Annotated in this window: 13 protein-coding genes; 5 read left to right on the forward strand and 8 right to left on the reverse strand. The window is 71.9% G+C overall.

Annotated elements, in window-relative coordinates; translation table 11 throughout:
* Positions 1–56: 56 nt before the first annotated feature.
* On the reverse strand, positions 57–1,073 hold the full coding sequence (locus tag ACTWOL_RS29270) for a helix-turn-helix domain-containing protein (RefSeq protein ID WP_474299823.1): 1,017 nt from the start codon (positions 1,071–1,073) through the stop codon (positions 57–59).
* A gap of 418 nt (positions 1,074–1,491) precedes the next feature.
* On the opposite strand from ACTWOL_RS29270, the gene ACTWOL_RS29275 reads away from it, so the two are divergent.
* The 3 genes from ACTWOL_RS29275 to ACTWOL_RS29285 all read left to right on the forward strand — a co-directional run bounded on the left by ACTWOL_RS29275 (position 1,492) and on the right by ACTWOL_RS29285 (position 5,386).
* On the forward strand, positions 1,492–3,006 hold the full coding sequence (locus ACTWOL_RS29275; RefSeq protein WP_474299824.1) for a protein phosphatase 2C domain-containing protein: 1,515 nt from the start codon (positions 1,492–1,494) through the stop codon (positions 3,004–3,006).
* A 27-nt stretch (positions 3,007–3,033) separates the two neighbouring features.
* Positions 3,034–4,776 (forward strand): pyruvate dehydrogenase, encoded by a 1,743-nt coding sequence (locus tag ACTWOL_RS29280; protein WP_474299825.1) that lies wholly within the window; start codon positions 3,034–3,036, stop codon positions 4,774–4,776.
* 184 nt (positions 4,777–4,960) lie between these two features.
* Complete coding sequence (locus ACTWOL_RS29285) at positions 4,961–5,386, forward strand: ATP-binding protein (RefSeq protein WP_474299827.1); 426 nt, start codon at positions 4,961–4,963, stop codon at positions 5,384–5,386.
* A gap of 184 nt (positions 5,387–5,570) precedes the next feature.
* Here ACTWOL_RS29285 and ACTWOL_RS29290 read toward each other — a convergent pair whose 3' ends face one another.
* The 4 genes from ACTWOL_RS29290 to ACTWOL_RS29305 form a co-directional block, all read right to left on the reverse strand.
* Positions 5,571–6,635: a DUF2637 domain-containing protein gene (locus ACTWOL_RS29290; RefSeq protein ID WP_474299828.1), complete on the reverse strand. Its 1,065-nt coding sequence runs from the start codon at positions 6,633–6,635 to the stop codon at positions 5,571–5,573.
* Positions 6,636–6,850: 215 nt separating this feature from the next.
* A complete protein-coding gene (locus ACTWOL_RS29295; RefSeq protein ID WP_474299829.1) occupies positions 6,851–7,825 on the reverse strand; it encodes an AraC family transcriptional regulator in 975 nt (324 codons plus the stop codon).
* Positions 7,822–8,601, reverse strand: coding sequence for a phytanoyl-CoA dioxygenase family protein (locus tag ACTWOL_RS29300; RefSeq protein WP_474299830.1), 780 nt, complete (start codon positions 8,599–8,601; stop codon positions 7,822–7,824). Before ACTWOL_RS29300 ends, ACTWOL_RS29295 begins: the two co-directional genes overlap by 4 nt.
* Before the next feature lie 367 nt (positions 8,602–8,968).
* Entirely contained in the window at positions 8,969–9,853 is an 885-nt protein-coding gene (locus ACTWOL_RS29305; protein ID WP_474299831.1) for a (2Fe-2S)-binding protein, read from the reverse strand.
* A gap of 373 nt (positions 9,854–10,226) precedes the next feature.
* Here ACTWOL_RS29305 and ACTWOL_RS29310 point away from each other — a divergent pair, with 373 nt between their 5' ends.
* Both ACTWOL_RS29310 and ACTWOL_RS29315 read left to right on the forward strand, forming a co-directional pair.
* Positions 10,227–10,889 (forward strand): GntR family transcriptional regulator, encoded by a 663-nt coding sequence (locus ACTWOL_RS29310; RefSeq protein WP_474299833.1) that lies wholly within the window; start codon positions 10,227–10,229, stop codon positions 10,887–10,889.
* Positions 10,890–10,897: 8 nt separating this feature from the next.
* Positions 10,898–12,241 carry a WD40 repeat domain-containing protein gene (locus tag ACTWOL_RS29315; protein ID WP_474299834.1) on the forward strand — a complete coding sequence of 448 codons (1,344 nt, stop codon included), beginning with the start codon at positions 10,898–10,900 and terminating at the stop codon, positions 12,239–12,241.
* 65 nt (positions 12,242–12,306) lie between these two features.
* On the opposite strand, the gene ACTWOL_RS29320 is transcribed toward ACTWOL_RS29315, so the two are convergent.
* The 3 genes from ACTWOL_RS29320 to ACTWOL_RS29330 all read right to left on the reverse strand — a co-directional run bounded on the left by ACTWOL_RS29320 (position 12,307) and on the right by ACTWOL_RS29330 (position 14,560).
* Complete coding sequence (locus ACTWOL_RS29320) at positions 12,307–12,573, reverse strand: hypothetical protein (RefSeq protein ID WP_474299835.1); 267 nt, start codon at positions 12,571–12,573, stop codon at positions 12,307–12,309.
* Positions 12,574–12,727: 154 nt separating this feature from the next.
* On the reverse strand, positions 12,728–13,498 hold the full coding sequence (locus ACTWOL_RS29325) for a hypothetical protein (RefSeq protein WP_474299836.1): 771 nt from the start codon (positions 13,496–13,498) through the stop codon (positions 12,728–12,730).
* Positions 13,499–13,900: 402 nt separating this feature from the next.
* Positions 13,901–14,560: a hypothetical protein gene (locus tag ACTWOL_RS29330; RefSeq protein WP_474299837.1), complete on the reverse strand. Its 660-nt coding sequence runs from the start codon at positions 14,558–14,560 to the stop codon at positions 13,901–13,903.
* Positions 14,561–14,567 lie beyond the last annotated feature (7 nt).

A 14,567-nucleotide genomic window follows, 5' to 3' on the forward strand; every position in this document is an offset into this window, starting at 1 on the left:
CCGCCGCAGATCGTGCGTGCACGGCAGGCGCGGGCCGGTCGCCGCCCCGCGGCTGATCAGGATCCCGCGCCCCGTTCCGTGCCCGGCTCCGGATCACGGGCGACCCAGCCCCGCTCGTACGCGTGCCACCCCAGTTGCAGACGGGTCGTCACGCCCGTGAGCTCCATCAGTCCCTTCACCCGTCGCTGCACCGTGCGCAGCCCCAGATCCAGCTGCTTCGCCACGCTCGCGTCCGTCATTCCGGCCAGCAGCAGCGACAGGATCTCCAGGTCCAGGGCGTCGGGGCCGGGCGGCAGCCCCTCGGCCACCCGTTCGCTCTCACCGAGCCGCAGCGGCAGCGCCTCGCGCCATACCGTCTCGAACAGACCCGTCAGCGATTCCAGCAGCCCGCTCGCGTGCACCACGAGGGCGGCGGGCTCGGCAGTCGGGCCCGTGAGCGGCAGCATCGCCAGCGAGCGGTCCGCGACGACGAGTTCGGTCGGTAACCGCTCCACGACCCGCACCTGTTCCTCGCGGCCGAGTGCCGCGGTCAGTTCGACGAGCCCTGTCGGCCGGGCCAGCACCTCGCGCTCGACCACGACCCGGAAGACGACGCCGCGCCGCGCGGCGTGCTCCTCCGCCTCGCCGGCCAACCCCGCGACCGCGACCGGCCTTCCGGTGACCAGTGCGCACACCTCCTCCGTGGCGCCCAGTTGAAGCTGCAGAAAGCGCTGTGCGACCGCACCCGCGCCCGTCACCACCTCGATCAGGTCGTGCACCGCGGGCTCCGCGGCCTTCGTCCGGTACTCCCGGGCGAGCAGGGTCGCCGCGAGCTCCGCCTGGTCGAGTTCATGGCGCTGCCGGGTGAGCAGTGCCCCCAGCGCGGCAGCGGGCGGCGCCGCCACCCAGCGGTCGGTGCCGGCCGACGACTGCGCCGCCAGACCCTGCCGTTCCAGACGGCGCAGGGTGCCCTCCGTGTCCGCCTCGGGCAGCGCAAGACGGTGCGCCAGATCGGTCACCTCCGCGGCGCCGAGCGCCACGAGTGCGCGGTACGCCTCCTCCTGCCGTGTATCGAGACCTATTGCTCCCAGCACCCAGACCCCTCCCCGGACCTGTTCGTTCCCCTTGCCGGCGGGCACGTCGCTTGGCGGATAGCAGCCACGGCGTAAACCCGCCGCGTACATCATCCCCGGATACGGCCCCCCTCCGCCAAGTTGCGCCGTGGCGGCGGCTACCCGCCGAAAGGGGATCCAACGGGGTTGGCCCCGGAGCGGGTTGTGCGAGGCCCGCGGCGTCGGGCCGTTGCCGATGACCGGACGACGGATGACGGATGACGGACGACGGATGACGGACGACGGACGGGCGAACGCCGAGCGCGGAACCATGTGATCTCCAACGAACGGCCTTCCCAGGACGGTTCGGGCCGCCGAAGGACGCGTGCGTACGCCTATCCGCGGACGAATTCTCCTGTTCTCCCGCCCCCGGCGAGCCCCGGCGGTGGACAATAGGGGCATGAGCCAGCAGGGGGAGAGGCCCGCCACTGCCGACGACTGGTGGCACCGGCTGTACGACGATTCCGTCCCGGACACCGGCCCCGCTCCCTCGGCGGGTGACACGGTCGACGACCGATTCGAGTCGGCGGTGGACACGGTCGGCACAGAGACCGGATCCGCACCGGCGGCGGCCACGCCATCGGGGCCCACCGCCGCTTCCGCGTCCGTTCCCAGGCCCGCGGCCGCTCCGGAGCCTGCCGCTGATCCCGTCCCGCCCTCCCGCGGGCGCCCGCACGCCTGGTGGGACTCCCTACTTCCCGGCGCCCGTTCCCCCTGGGAGTCACCCACCGAGGGTGCTTCCGGCACTCCGGGGCCTGCCCGGGAGGCAGCCGCGCCGGCCGCCGCGGGCGACGGACCGGATGTCTCCCCGCCTACCGCCCCCTCGCGTACCGCTCCCGCGGAGACCTCCCCGGGGCGGTCCGCTGCCACCTCAGCCGGGGCCGCCGGAGCCGGGACCGTGCCCGACCCCCGTCTCGACCCCGCCCCGGCCTCGCCCCCGCGGCCCAAGCTGAGCCATGTGGGGGACCGTCCGCCCACCTACGACGCCGAGCCCACCGCGCTGCCGCCCGCTGACCACCAGAACCTGGGCGAACTCGTCGCGGACACCGTCCTCGACGGCGCTCGGTACGGGACGTACGCCCTGCGCGCCGCATCCGTGCGCGGGGACTCCGCGCGCTTCCGCGGCGAACCCCGGCGCGACGCCCTGCTCACCGCACGCTTCGGCACCGGCGAGGGCGCGCTGGTGCTGGTCGCCGTGGCCACCGGAGCCCGCGCCGGGCGGTGGGCCCATCTCGCCGCCGCGGACCTCACGCGCTGGATCGGCGCCGCCGTCGGCCGCAGCCACGCACGGCTCGCCGACGACATCAGGACCGGCCGCCGGGGCGACCTCAAGTCCGGGCTGCACCGTCTCACCGACCGCTCCTTCGGCAAGCTCCGCGCCCGCGCCGCCGAACTCGACTCGGACCCCGAGGGCTTCACCGCGAGTCTGCGCTGCCTGCTGCTGCCGGCCGATCCCGCCTGCCGCACACGGGTGTTCTTCGGAGTCGGCTCCGGCGGACTCTTCCGGCTCAGGGACGGAGCCTGGCAGGACATCGAGCCGGCCGTACCGAAGGACGCCGGAGGCGAACCCGTCGTCGGCTACGGTTCACCGCCGTCCGAAACCCCCGAGGGCGACCGGCTCACCATGGACCTCGGTGTCACCACGCCCCCCTCGCCGCACATCGACGACCCCGCCCCGCCACCCGCCGAGCCGTTCCGCTTCCGTGCCTCCGTCGCCCGGCCGGGCGACACCCTGCTGCTGTGCAGCGCGGGCCTCGCCGATCCGCTGCGCGGCGAGCCCGCCCTGGCCGACCGGCTCGCCGAGCGCTGGGCCGTCCCCGAGCCCCCGGGCCTCGCCGCCTACCTGGCGGACACCCAGCTCAGGGTGAAGGGTTACGCCGACGACCGTACGGCCTGCGCGGTCTGGGAGGCGTGACGGACCCGGCCGTGGATAGATGGATCCATGGCCAAGCAAAACGTCGCAGAACAGTTCGTCGACATCCTCGTCCGCGCCGGTGTCGAACGGCTGTACGGAGTCGTGGGCGACAGCCTCAATCCCGTCGTCGACGCCATTCGGCGCAATCCCGGCATCGACTGGATCCAGGTCCGCCACGAGGAGACCGCCGCCTTCGCCGCGGGCGCCGAGGCGCAGATCACCGGCCGGCTCGCCGCCTGCGCCGGCTCCTGCGGTCCGGGGAACCTCCATCTCATCAACGGTCTCTACGACGCCCACCGTTCCAGCGCCCCGGTCCTCGCGCTCGCCTCCCACATCCCGTCCTCCGAGATCGGCCTCGGCTATTTCCAGGAGACCCATCCCGACCAGCTGTTCCGCGAGTGCAGCCACTACAGCGAGCTGATCTCCACCCCCAAGCAGATGCCGCGGCTGCTGCAGACGGCGATCCAGCACGCCATCGGCCGCAGCGGAGTGAGCGTCGTCGCACTGCCCGGCGACATCGCCTCCCAGCCGGCTCCGGACAAGCCCGTCGCACAGGCCCTGGTCACGGCCCGCCCGACGGTGCGCCCCGGTGACGCGGAGATCGACGCCCTCGCCCGCATGATCGACGAAGCGGACCGGGTCACCCTCTTCTGCGGTAGGGGAACGGCCGGTGCGCACGCCGAGGTCATGCAGTTCGCGGAGCGCATCAAGTCACCCGTCGGACATGCGCTTCGCGGCAAGGAGTGGATTCAGTACGAGAATCCCTACGACGTCGGTATGAGTGGGCTCCTCGGCTACGGCGCCGCCTACGAGGCCACCCACGAGTGCGATCTGCTCATCCTGCTCGGCACGGACTTCCCCTACAACGCCTTCCTCCCGGACGACGTCAGGATCGCGCAGATCGACGTCCAGCCCGAGCGCCTCGGCCGCCGCTCCCGCCTCGACCTCGCCGTCTGGGGAGATGTGCGGGAGACGCTGCGCTGTCTCACCCCGCGGGTGCGCGCCAAGACGGACCGCCGCTTCCTCGACAAGATGCTGAAGAAACATGCCGACGCGCTGGAAGGCGTCATCAAGGCGTACACCCGCAAGGTCGAAAAGCACGTGCCGATCCATCCCGAGTACGTGGCGTCCGTCCTCGACGAACTCGCATCGGACGACGCCGTGTTCACCGTGGACACCGGCATGTGCAATGTGTGGGCGGCCCGTTACCTCACCCCCAACGGCCGCCGCCGCATCATCGGTTCCTTCAGTCACGGTTCGATGGCCAACGCGTTGCCCCAGGCCATCGGCGCACAGTTCGTCGACCGTCACCGGCAGGTCGTGTCGATGTCCGGGGACGGCGGATTCTCCATGCTGATGGGCGACTTCCTCACCCTCGTCCAGTACGACCTGCCGGTGAAGGTCGTACTGTTCAACAACTCCTCGCTGAGCATGGTCGAGCTGGAGATGCTGGTCGCGGGTCTGCCGTCGTACGGGACGACGAACCGCAACCCCGACTTCGCGGCGATCGCGCGTGCCGCAGGCGTCCACGGTGTGCGGGTCGAGAAGCCCAAGCAGCTCGCCGACGCGCTGAGGGACGCCTTCGCACACAAGGGTCCGGCGCTGGTGGACATCGTCACGGACCCCAACGCCCTGTCCATCCCGCCGAAGATCAGGGCCGAGATGGTCACCGGGTTCGCTCTCTCCGCCAGCAAGATCGTGCTGGAGGGGGGCGTCGGAAAGATGGTCCAGATGGCCCGCTCGAATCTGAGGAACGTCCCCCGGCCCTGAGGGATCTTCCGCGGCCCTGAGGAACCTCCCCCGAACGTGACGAGCGGAGGGTGCCGACTTCATCACGCGGTGTGAAATCCGCATGCGTCGGGCGCTCGGGGGCGGGGCATGCATTCCGGAGTGCCTGTTCGGGCTTCGAGCAGGGTGAGAGCGAAGGGACCGTTCCGACGTGCGGTGGGGGATGATGACGAGACGTCAGGGAAGGTCCGAACCTGCGCAGTTGCGCCGCAGAGTGGGACGTGCCGATCTGCGGGCCGTTCACGAAGTGAGGCGGGCACTGCGGGACTTATTGGGTCACGGTGACTGGGGCGGACCTGGATCGGCCGAGGTGGCGGAGCTGCTGATCAGCGAGCTGGTGACCAACGCGCTGGTGCACACCGACGACGGTGCGGTCGTGACCGCGACCGTGGCACCCGCCCGACTCCGGGTGGAGGTGCGGGACTTCACCTCGGGACCCGAGGAACCGCATCTGCCGGTCCCGGCCGCAACCGACGACAGTACGCACGGCAGAGGACTCCTGCTGGTGCAGAACCTCGCGGATGCCTGGGGAGTGCGGGCGCACGCCCTGGGCAAGGTGGTCTGGTTCGAGCTGGACGGCGAGCGGAAGTGACCAGGCAGCAGGCCGTCCGGCGGTGGGTCTCCGGACTGATGCGGAGGCAGAGGGACGTGGCGTCGGCACGACGGCGGGCCGCCGGGCGGATATCACACCCGGCCCGGTCGGCAGCGTACCGCTGCCGACCGGGCCGGGGAAGAGTCACTCGGCCGAACCTGCTGAGCCGGACGGACCGACCGGTTCAGCCGAACTGCCGTTCCAGATCCTTGAGTTTGCGCTCCAGTGAGTCCAGACGGGGCAGGGCCTGGGTGTCGTCCTCCGCGGTAAGGTCGACGGTGACCGCCGAGGGGGTCTCAGCGCCCCTCACGGCCTGAAGGGAGAGCCGGGAGTGCGATGGCAGCTGTCCTGGCTCGGATAGGGCAGGCTCCGCGGAGGAACCCACGGCGGCCGGAGGGGAGCTCGCCGATCCGCCCAGAGCCGGGAGGTCGACCTGCCGCCCGCCGCGTGCCCGGCCCCAGGCACGGTGCTGCCGGTTGAGCGCCCGCAGCCGAGCCCGGTCCAGCTTGTCCTGCTCACGCCGGCGCAACCGGTTCTGCTCCTTCTCCCGGCGGTCCTCCCGCACCTCGTCGACCGCCTCGTCGAGGGTGCGTACACCCTCGAGGAGCATCAGCGACCAGGCGCCGAAGGTCTCCCGGGGCGCCCGCAGCCACCGTACGACCCGGATCTGCGGCAGCGGACGCGGTACGAGACCCTGCTCGCGGAGCGCCGCCCGGCGTGTCTGCTTCAGGGCGCGGTCGAAGAGGACCGCGGCCGACAGCGACATGCCCGCGAAGAACTGCGGGGCACCGGCATGGTCAAGGCCGCGCGGTGCGTGGACCCAGTTGAACCAGGCGGCGGCGCCCGCGAACATCCACACCAGCAGCCGGGATCCGAGGGCGGCGTCGCCGTGGCTGGCCTCGCGCACCGCGAGTACCGAGCAGAACATGGCGGCGCCGTCGAGCCCGAACGGAACCAGGTACTCCCAGCCGCCGGTGAGGTTGAGGTTCTGCCGGCCGAAGCCGACGAGGCCGTGGAACGAGAGCGCCGCGGCGACCGCGGCACAGCAGAAGAGAAGCACGTAGGAGGCGGTCCCGTAGATGGCTTCCTTGCGCCTGCGGCGCTCCTCGCTGCGCTCCCAGGAGTCTTCTGCCGCCGCACGGCCGCCGGCGAGCCTGCCGCGGACGAACACCGCCACCGCCGCCGCGGCAGCCGCGAGCAGCACGCCGCCCGGAAGCAACCACATCAGCGATATGTCGGTCAGTCTCATGGGGGTCCCTTGCATCCTTGCTACGGCACCGCGGTAGGGCCTTTCGGGCGACATATTGGCCGAAGTCCCGTGGTGGGCAGGGGGTTTCGTGGCAAGAGAACGCCAAGGGGGCCCCAGGGGCGGCGGATAACAGACAAATGGGTGCGATCTTTTCGAACGCATCTCTGGTGGCCAGGGCGTGAGTTCGAGTGCCGCCCGGGCGGCACAGCCCTTGGTCAGCCGCCCGGGCCGTCGCGGAAGTGGGTGGTTCCGTTCCGCGCACGCATCTCCGTCGGCAGCATCCCCCATTGCCTCCGGAACGTCGCGCTGAAGTGCCGGGCATCGGGATAGCCGCAAGAGCGTGCGATCGCTGCGATCGAGGCCGAGTGACGCGTCGGATCGGCCAACCGCTGGGCTGCGATGCCGAGCCGGTAGTCGGTGAGGTACGCCATGATGGTGAGGCCTGAGGTGCGCTGGAACAGGCGGGCCGCATGCCGCTCGCTCAGGTGCACCTGCGCGGCCACGTCGCGCACCCGTACCGGGCGGTCGAAGTTGTCCTCCAGGTAGCGGGCCATGACGGCTGTCTGCATGTCCTCGCGTCCGTCCTGCCGCACCGGGTGCTGTGTGCCGCTCGGCGGCTGGTCGGCAAGGGCGCGGGCGCAGCTGAGAACCAGGGCGGAGCAGAGCATCGTGAGCAGGTCGTCGGCGGCAGGCCCTGGGGACGCCGCTTCCTCGAGGAGCTCCTGCAGCAGCCGGGGCAGTGCCGTCCCGAGGACGGGGGCCACCCGTCGCGAGCCGGTCGCCAGTCCGTTGAGGAGGAGGTCTGTGGTGTTGCCGGAGCCGGACGGAGCCCCGGCCGCCCTGGCCACCGGTCGCTCTGTGCTGCGTTCGGGCACCATGGTCCACGACCAGAACACGATGCCGAGCGGGTCGTCCGGGTCGGCCACGATCTCGTGGACGTCTCCTGGGCGTGCCAGGAACAGATCCCCGGGGCCGATCGAGTGCTCGGACTCCCCTATCCGAAACACTCCGCTGCCCGCGTACGCGTAGCAGAGTTCGAAGAACGAGTGGCTGTGCCAGTAGTTGCGCCAGGGCTCGGGCGGGTAGAACCCCCAGCCGACGAACTCCACCCGTTTCCCGCCCAGGCCGATCTCCAGAGGCACGGAGGAAAGCAGATGGACGGCGGCACCCGCCCGAGCCGGATCGGTCACGCCGGATCAGCCTCCTCCCGACCTGTGGGGTCGATTCCCCGCAGCATCATGCCCTGCCCGAGCGAACCGGTGTGCTGGTCGTCAGCGGGTCGGTCCGCGGGATCGCGGAACTGCACCAGCAAGGTCGTGCGTGCCTCGTCGGAGGTGTTCAGGCCCGAGCCGTGGACGGTGAGATAGCTGAAGAACAACACGTCTCCGGCCTCGGCCGGGCACGGTACGGCTTCGTCCAGCCGCCACGGGTCCGGCGGCAGATGCCAGCTCCCGTCCTCGATGTGAGGCAGCGGCCCGCCGAGGTGACTACCGGGCACCACGCGCACACATCCCTTCTCTTCCGGGGCGTCGTCGAGGTGGAAGATCGCGGCGGCGACGGCATGTCCGTGATGCGGGAAGAAAGGGTGGTCCTGGTGCATCGGGAACGGTGAGCCGGCCTCCGGGGGCTTGATGAACATCTTCGTGTGGTGCAGCTGGACATTCGGACTGTCCAGCACAGCCGCCGCGACGTCGGTGAACCGGGGATCGGTCAGCAACCGTGTGAACGCCGCCGAGTGGAACTGCACGTCATGGCAGTGCCGGAGCTCGACGCGGCCGCCGGGCTCGCCCCCCAGCTCGCGGGCGCTCGCCCAGGTGGGATCGGCACCGCCGCAGACCCGGCCGGCGAGGGCGTGGCACTCCTCGCGCAGCACCTTCGCCTCCTCTTTGCCGAGCAGGCCCTTGACCAGGATGAAGCCGGCCTCGCGGTATGAATGGAGCGCACTCGCGCTGAGCTGTTCGTTCATGTCGTCGACCCTAGAAAGGTGCGACAGCCGGGCGGAGAGAGGAAGCGGACAGCCCGGTGGGCAATCCGGACGTCACCCGAACCAGCCGGCCAGGTCCGGTCCGCGAAGCCGGGCCGGCCTCGACCGCCGGCAACGCCATGGGCGGCGGTGGCATGCGGATTCCGTTTCCCGGCCGGCGGCGACAGCGGGCCCTGAGAGCCTCCCGTGCCTGTCGGTGCCTATAGGTGCCCGTCGGTGGAATCCCACTCCGGTCGGCGGTCCCTCCCGCTGACGGGCACCGGGACACCCATCTCCAACGAGCTCCGGAACCAGGACCGTTCGCTTCCTGAGCAGGGCACAGCCACAGCTCAGGGTTGACGTCAGGTACTCAGTCCCGTTGCTGTGCGCTCAGCCGCCGTACGCGCTCCTCGTCGCAGGTGCGGGGGCAGGTGGCGCAGGTGTCCTCGGGCCGCAGGGTGTAGAAGAAGCAGCAGCTCTCCCGGTCGCGGGTGGCCAGCGGTTCGCCGCGGGGGCCGGTGAGGTCACGGAAGCCCGCCCCGCCGACGTAGGGCTTCGTGGTGCCGGGCAGCAGGGCTTCGAGCTCCGCCATCGCCCGTCGCTCCTCGCCCAGCAGCTGGGCGATGTGCCAGAGGCCCTCGACGGTCTCGTCGGTGGCCATGCCCCACAGGGCCCGCCGGCCGCGCCGCATCCGCGGGCCGAAGCCCTCCAGCACGGGACCGAGGTGCGCGGCGACGGCATCGCGCACCTCGGCGCGCAGCGCGTCCTCGTCGGGGACGACGCGGACCCCGGGCAGGCCGGCGACCGGGTCGCCGGGCAGGCAGGCGACATCGCGCACCCGGACGGACATCCGTCCGAGGGTGCGCTGGAAGGCCACGTCCTCGACGGGCATCCGCGGTACCCGGCGGTGCAGGAACCAGGGGACGGTGATGAGCAGACAGGCCGGCCAGGCGTAGCGGTGCAGTCCGAGACCGGCGATGACGTCGCTGCGGGCTTGCCGGCCGTGGTCGCGGAGCACCTGGGCGTTGTCCCAGGCCAGGAATCCGTCCAGGGCGGCGCCTCCTGCCGCGAGGTCGGCCGCCGCGACCCAGCCGCCGTCCCGCGGGGCCGGCTCGCCGTCCGCCCGTTCCTGGATCCTCAGCCCCGCGTACACCGCGGTCAGTCGCGCATAGGCGGCCGTGACGGGTGAGGCGGGTGAGGAGGCAGGGGCCGGAGTGGGCGGCTGGGGGCCGGGAAGCACGGTGGGGACGGCCATGGGGGACCACCAAATCGCGATCGTGGAAAGGTTAGCCTAACCTTACCCGATTTGATCGCCGGGTGCCCCTCTACACTGGGGGGACCCCGGTCCCGGTGACGGCGTACGTGTGGGCGTGTCCGCCTATCGTGCACAGCGGCTTCCCGCCGCGCGAGCCGGGCTCGCACGATGCCGGAGGAGGACCGGAGTGGAGCAGGGCAGATCCCGTGGGCCGGCAGCGGCGTGGTCTCCGGCGTCCGCGCCCGCGCCCGGCGCACAGCCGGTGGTCCCTGAGCAGGCGCGCGGTGAGCACACCCACAGTGAGCCCCCCGCCCCCGGCCGGTCCCACCTCGCCGCGCCGGCCCGCGCCGCCGCGGCCCCTCCGGTGCGTCCGGTGGCACCCGTCCCCGCCACCGCCGTCCGCCGCCATTCCGTCCGCGGCCAGATCCTCCAGGCACTGCGCACCGCACTGGTCAGCGGCGAGATGATCCCGGGTGAGGTCTACTCCGCTCCGGCACTCGCCGAACGCTTCGGAGTCTCGGCGACACCGGTGCGCGAGGCGATGCAGCGGCTCGCCACCGAAGGCGCCGTCGAAGTCGTGCTCAATCGCGGCTTCCGGGTCGTCGAGCGCGGTGCACGCGAGCTCGCCGAACTCGCCGAGGTCCGCGCCCTCATCGAAGTGCCGGTGATGCTCCGGCTGGCCCGCACCGTGCCCGCGGCACGCTGGGGCGAGCTGCGTCCGCTCGCCGAGGCGACCGCGGCCGCCGCCGCGACCGGCGACCGCGCGGCCTACGCGGAGTCGGACCGCGCCTTCCACCGCGCGGTCCTCTCACTCACCGGAAACGAGCAGCTCGTCGCCGTCGCCGACGATCTGCACCGCCGCTCCCAGTGGCCCCTGACGACGGGACGGGCCACCGCCCCCGATCGCTCGGCGGAGGTGCCCACGCGGGCGCTGCTGATCGCCGACGCCGCCGAACACTCCGCGCTGCTCGACGCGTTGACCGCGCAGGACCTGCCCGTGGTGAACGCGCTGGTGCGCGAGCACTTCGCCGGTTAGGCGGGTCCTTGGCTGACGCGGTCATCCCACTCGCGGGCCGGAGCGTACGGGGCACGGTGTGGGCCCTGGGCAACCATCTCGGCGTGGTGGCACGCACCCCGGCCGAACTGGTCGGCGCCCTGACCGGCGGCGCCCGTCCCGCGCGGCTCGTGCTGCCCGGTCTGCAGGCCGCCCACGAGCCGGAGGGGATCGCCCAACTGGTCGGCGCGCTCAGGGAGCTGAGCAACGTCCGGATCGTCACCGGGGAGCACGCGGACGCCCTGCCCTGCCCGGATTTCCGGCAGCCGGACACCGCCCCGCTCGATCTCGACGATCCCGCCGCCGTGTGCGCCGCGGACCCGTCACGGGTCACGACCGCCTTCGAGCAGGCCTCCGGTGCTCCGGACGGCCACGGTGGACTGCGGGCCGCCTGGTTCAGGGCCGGGCCCTCGCTGATCCGCGACCAGACGGTGCACGAACGGGCCCTGGTGCTGGTCGCCGCGCTCGGCGACGACGCGGATCCGCGGCTGCGTCCCGCCCTCTCCTCGCTCGCCGCCGGTGCACCGTGGCGGATCGCCTGGAGCCGGGTGCGCGGGGACCTCACCCCGCCCTGGCCGGGGCCCGTGGCGGCGCTGGCCCACGGTACGGGCCGCTGGACGGGACATCTGCTGGTGGCGGACCAGCGCGGCACGATCCGCTCGCTGGACCCGGCGGACGCCGTGCACGCGGCCGGCTCCGTTCCCCTGCCCGTGCGGATCACGGTGCTGGTCCCCCTGCCGGACGGCACACTGCTGATGCTGGACGAGCGGGGGCGACTGCACACCTACGGCGGTACCGCCCTGACCGACGCCGTGGTCGCCACCCTGAAGAAGCACCCCGCCACGGCGCTGGCCGCCACCGGCACACACATACTGGTCGGCGACCGCCATGGCTCGCTGCACGCCTTCGGCCTGGACGGGATGCACCAGGCCGCCGCCCACCACGGCCGGGTCACGGCCCTGACGGTGGTGCACCACCCAGGGCCGCTGGTCTGCAGCGCGGGCGCCGACGGCACGGTCCGCGTCTGGTCGCCCGGCCGGGCCCCGAGGCGTACGCCGGTCGTAAGGCGCCGCTGTCCCGTGGTCGCCCTCTCGGGGCACGGGGCCGCGCTCTGTGTCGCCTGGGCGGACGGCCTCGTCGAACTCCATCACCTGGACACCGGCGAAGTACGGCGATTCCGACCCGGTCAGCAGGTCAGGGCGCTCGCGGTCGGCGCCGACCGCTCGGTCGTCATCGGTACGGACGAGGCGCTGGTCCGTCTGGAGCCCCGGTCTTCGGGGTCTTCGGCAGAACCGGACCCGGTCCTCCCCGGTCCGGGTCCTGCTTCTCCCTGAACCGTGTCCGGCAGATCGTTCAGACTGTGCCAGGCAAGTCGTTCCGGCCGTGTCCGGCAGGTCGTTCAGACCGGTTCCCCGGATCGTCCCTCCGCCGGACCCTTGCGCCTGCCGCGCCACGCGGCCAGGGCGGCGAGCCCTCCGGCGGCGACGAGGACGGCCACCTTGGCGCCCAGTTTGAGGGAGACCCAGCCGACGGCGAAGTGGAATCCCCAGCCCTGCCACCACCAGAACCCGAGCAGGGCCAGCGATGTTGCCAGTCCTGCCGCGACGCCCAGGACGGTGGTCGTCCGGGTGCTCTCGTGCTCCCGGTCCCCCGTGTGCTCAGTCATACGCCACAGATTAGGTACGCAGGGAACCCCCTCCCGTCCGACCGCAGGACGACTCCGCATCCACCGCAGGTAGGGGGCCCGGTACGGTGCCGACCGCCCAGGCCCGCAGTGGCCTTGCCGCCCCCGGTCGTGCCTCGGCGGGCACCCGCCTGCCTCAGGCCGCCGGAGCCGGCCGAGTCGGCGACAGCTGGTCGGCGAGCCAGGTCGGTACGCCCCCCAGCAGCCGGAACAGACGCCCGGCCTCGGCCCGCAGGCGCCCCGCCTCCGGCTCCGGCTCGGTGTCGGCGAGCGCGGCCAGGGCGGGGGCCATGCCGATGAGATAGCCCAGTTCCTCACGGATCCGGAGCGACTCCCTGAACCCGTGCCGGGCCTCGGCCAGTTCGCCGTCACGCAGGGCCAGCGCCGCGAGGTGCCGCCAGGTGAAGGACACCAGCAGAGCGTCGTCCTGGGCCACCGCGCTCGCGTGGGCGCGGCGGTATGCCGCTCGGGCCGACTGCGGAGAGTCCGCGAGGTGTTCGGCGACAAGGCCGCGCCGGAAGTCGAGGAGGGCCCGGCCCGGGGCGTCCGGGGCGAGGAGGGCGGCGGCCCGGCCGAGAGCGGCGCTGGCCTCGTCGGTCCGGTCGCGGACCTTCAGCACGGTCGAGGCGTACGCGAGTTGGCCCCGCTCACAAGCCGCCGCGCCGCGCTCGTCGTCGGTCGCAGCCGCGGCCTCCGCCGTACGCAGGGCGTCCTCGGCGTCCTCCCAGCCCGTCCCTGTGAACAGACAGCGCTCGACCAGCAGCGCGGTGCGCTGGAGCGTCAGCGCGGGGGAGGACGGATGCGGGGCGAGCAGGGCGGCAGCATCGGTCCAACAGCCGCGTGATCGCAGCCGCCATACCGCGGTCTGGAGCGGCTCGTCACCTGCGGTGGTTCCGGATCCAGACATGGCGGTATACGCCACATTGCCCTCCCGAGCGCGCCATTGTGCTGTTGGGGACAGACCGAATCTCAGCATGGATAGGCACGCCTGGCCAAGTGGTCTGGTGAATCAGTTCACAATCGCTCGGTTCCGCTCGATCAAGATCACGAAATCGCCGGAACGATCGCAGCACACGGAGCTGCGGTGATCCACGCGGCCTCACGGGCGCGAACGTCCGCGAGGAGTCGATCTACCCCATGCCGATCTGCGGGAGCGCAGAGCGGGCCTGAGCCTGCCTCCTACGACGGTACGGGCGCCCCTCCTTGAGAGGGGCGCCCGTACCTGTCGTTGCCGAATGAGACGTCTCCGTCTACGTCGTCTGAAGCGGGTGCGAGACCCTGTCCGGGAAGATCGCCGACAGACGCGCCATCAGTCCACCAGGTCCGGCCGGACGTTGAAATCGTGGTCGTCGACGACGTCCTCCCCGAGGTCGAGCCGGTCGCCGATGGCGAGGTAGCGCTCGTAGCGGGCCTCGCTGATCGGTACGAAGTACCCCTTCAGGGCCCGGAGCAAGAGCCGGAACCCAAGGTCCGCGTCGACATCCACCGCCTGTTCCAGGGCCGGGACGACACCGTCGAGCGGGCTGTAGGCGTGGTGTGCCGTGGCCTGCTCCAGATCAGGTCCGACCGACCTGATCTCGGCACCGACCGCCTCCTTCGTCACCTCGTCCACACCCGGTGCCGCAGCAGCAGGGGTGAACGAGGGGGCGTCGCGGCGGATCCTGACGGTGCAGATGTCCGCGATCCGGCGCAGCCACACCCGGCCGTCGATCCCGAGGCGTTCCAGGTCGAATTCCCGGAACGTCCCCGCCAGCCACAGGATCTCGATGTCCCGGCTGGACAGAGGTGAGTCCAGGAGCACGAGACAGTCCCGCAGAAGCTGGTGCGCGAACGCCCCGTCGAACCGGTCGGCAACGCTCCCGACGACTTCCAGGCCGGCGGTCTCACTGGTGACCAAGGGGTAGCGGATCCACTTGATCAACCCGGTGAGCCCGATATCGACACCGAGGTGCCGGTGTGGCTGCGCCATGCCCGCT

The sequence above is a fragment of the Micromonospora sp. IBHARD003 genome (genome assembly GCF_056106285.1).

Excerpts from the sequence above, each read along its gene's own strand:
- ACTWOL_RS29275 (WP_474299824.1), top strand. The coding sequence starts at position 1,492 with ATGAGCCAGCAGGGGGAGAGGCCCGCCACTGCCGACGACTGGTGGCAC.
- ACTWOL_RS29280 (WP_474299825.1), top strand. The coding sequence starts at position 3,034 with ATGGCCAAGCAAAACGTCGCAGAACAGTTCGTCGACATCCTCGTCCGC.
- ACTWOL_RS29285 (WP_474299827.1), top strand. The coding sequence starts at position 4,961 with ATGACGAGACGTCAGGGAAGGTCCGAACCTGCGCAGTTGCGCCGCAGA.
- ACTWOL_RS29290 (WP_474299828.1), bottom strand. The coding sequence starts at position 6,635 with ATGAGACTGACCGACATATCGCTGATGTGGTTGCTTCCGGGCGGCGTG.
- ACTWOL_RS29300 (WP_474299830.1), bottom strand. The coding sequence starts at position 8,601 with ATGAACGAACAGCTCAGCGCGAGTGCGCTCCATTCATACCGCGAGGCC.
- ACTWOL_RS29305 (WP_474299831.1), bottom strand. The coding sequence starts at position 9,853 with ATGGCCGTCCCCACCGTGCTTCCCGGCCCCCAGCCGCCCACTCCGGCC.
- ACTWOL_RS29320 (WP_474299835.1), bottom strand. The coding sequence starts at position 12,573 with ATGACTGAGCACACGGGGGACCGGGAGCACGAGAGCACCCGGACGACC.
- ACTWOL_RS29325 (WP_474299836.1), bottom strand. The coding sequence starts at position 13,498 with ATGTCTGGATCCGGAACCACCGCAGGTGACGAGCCGCTCCAGACCGCG.
- ACTWOL_RS29330 (WP_474299837.1), bottom strand. The coding sequence starts at position 14,560 with ATGGCGCAGCCACACCGGCACCTCGGTGTCGATATCGGGCTCACCGGG.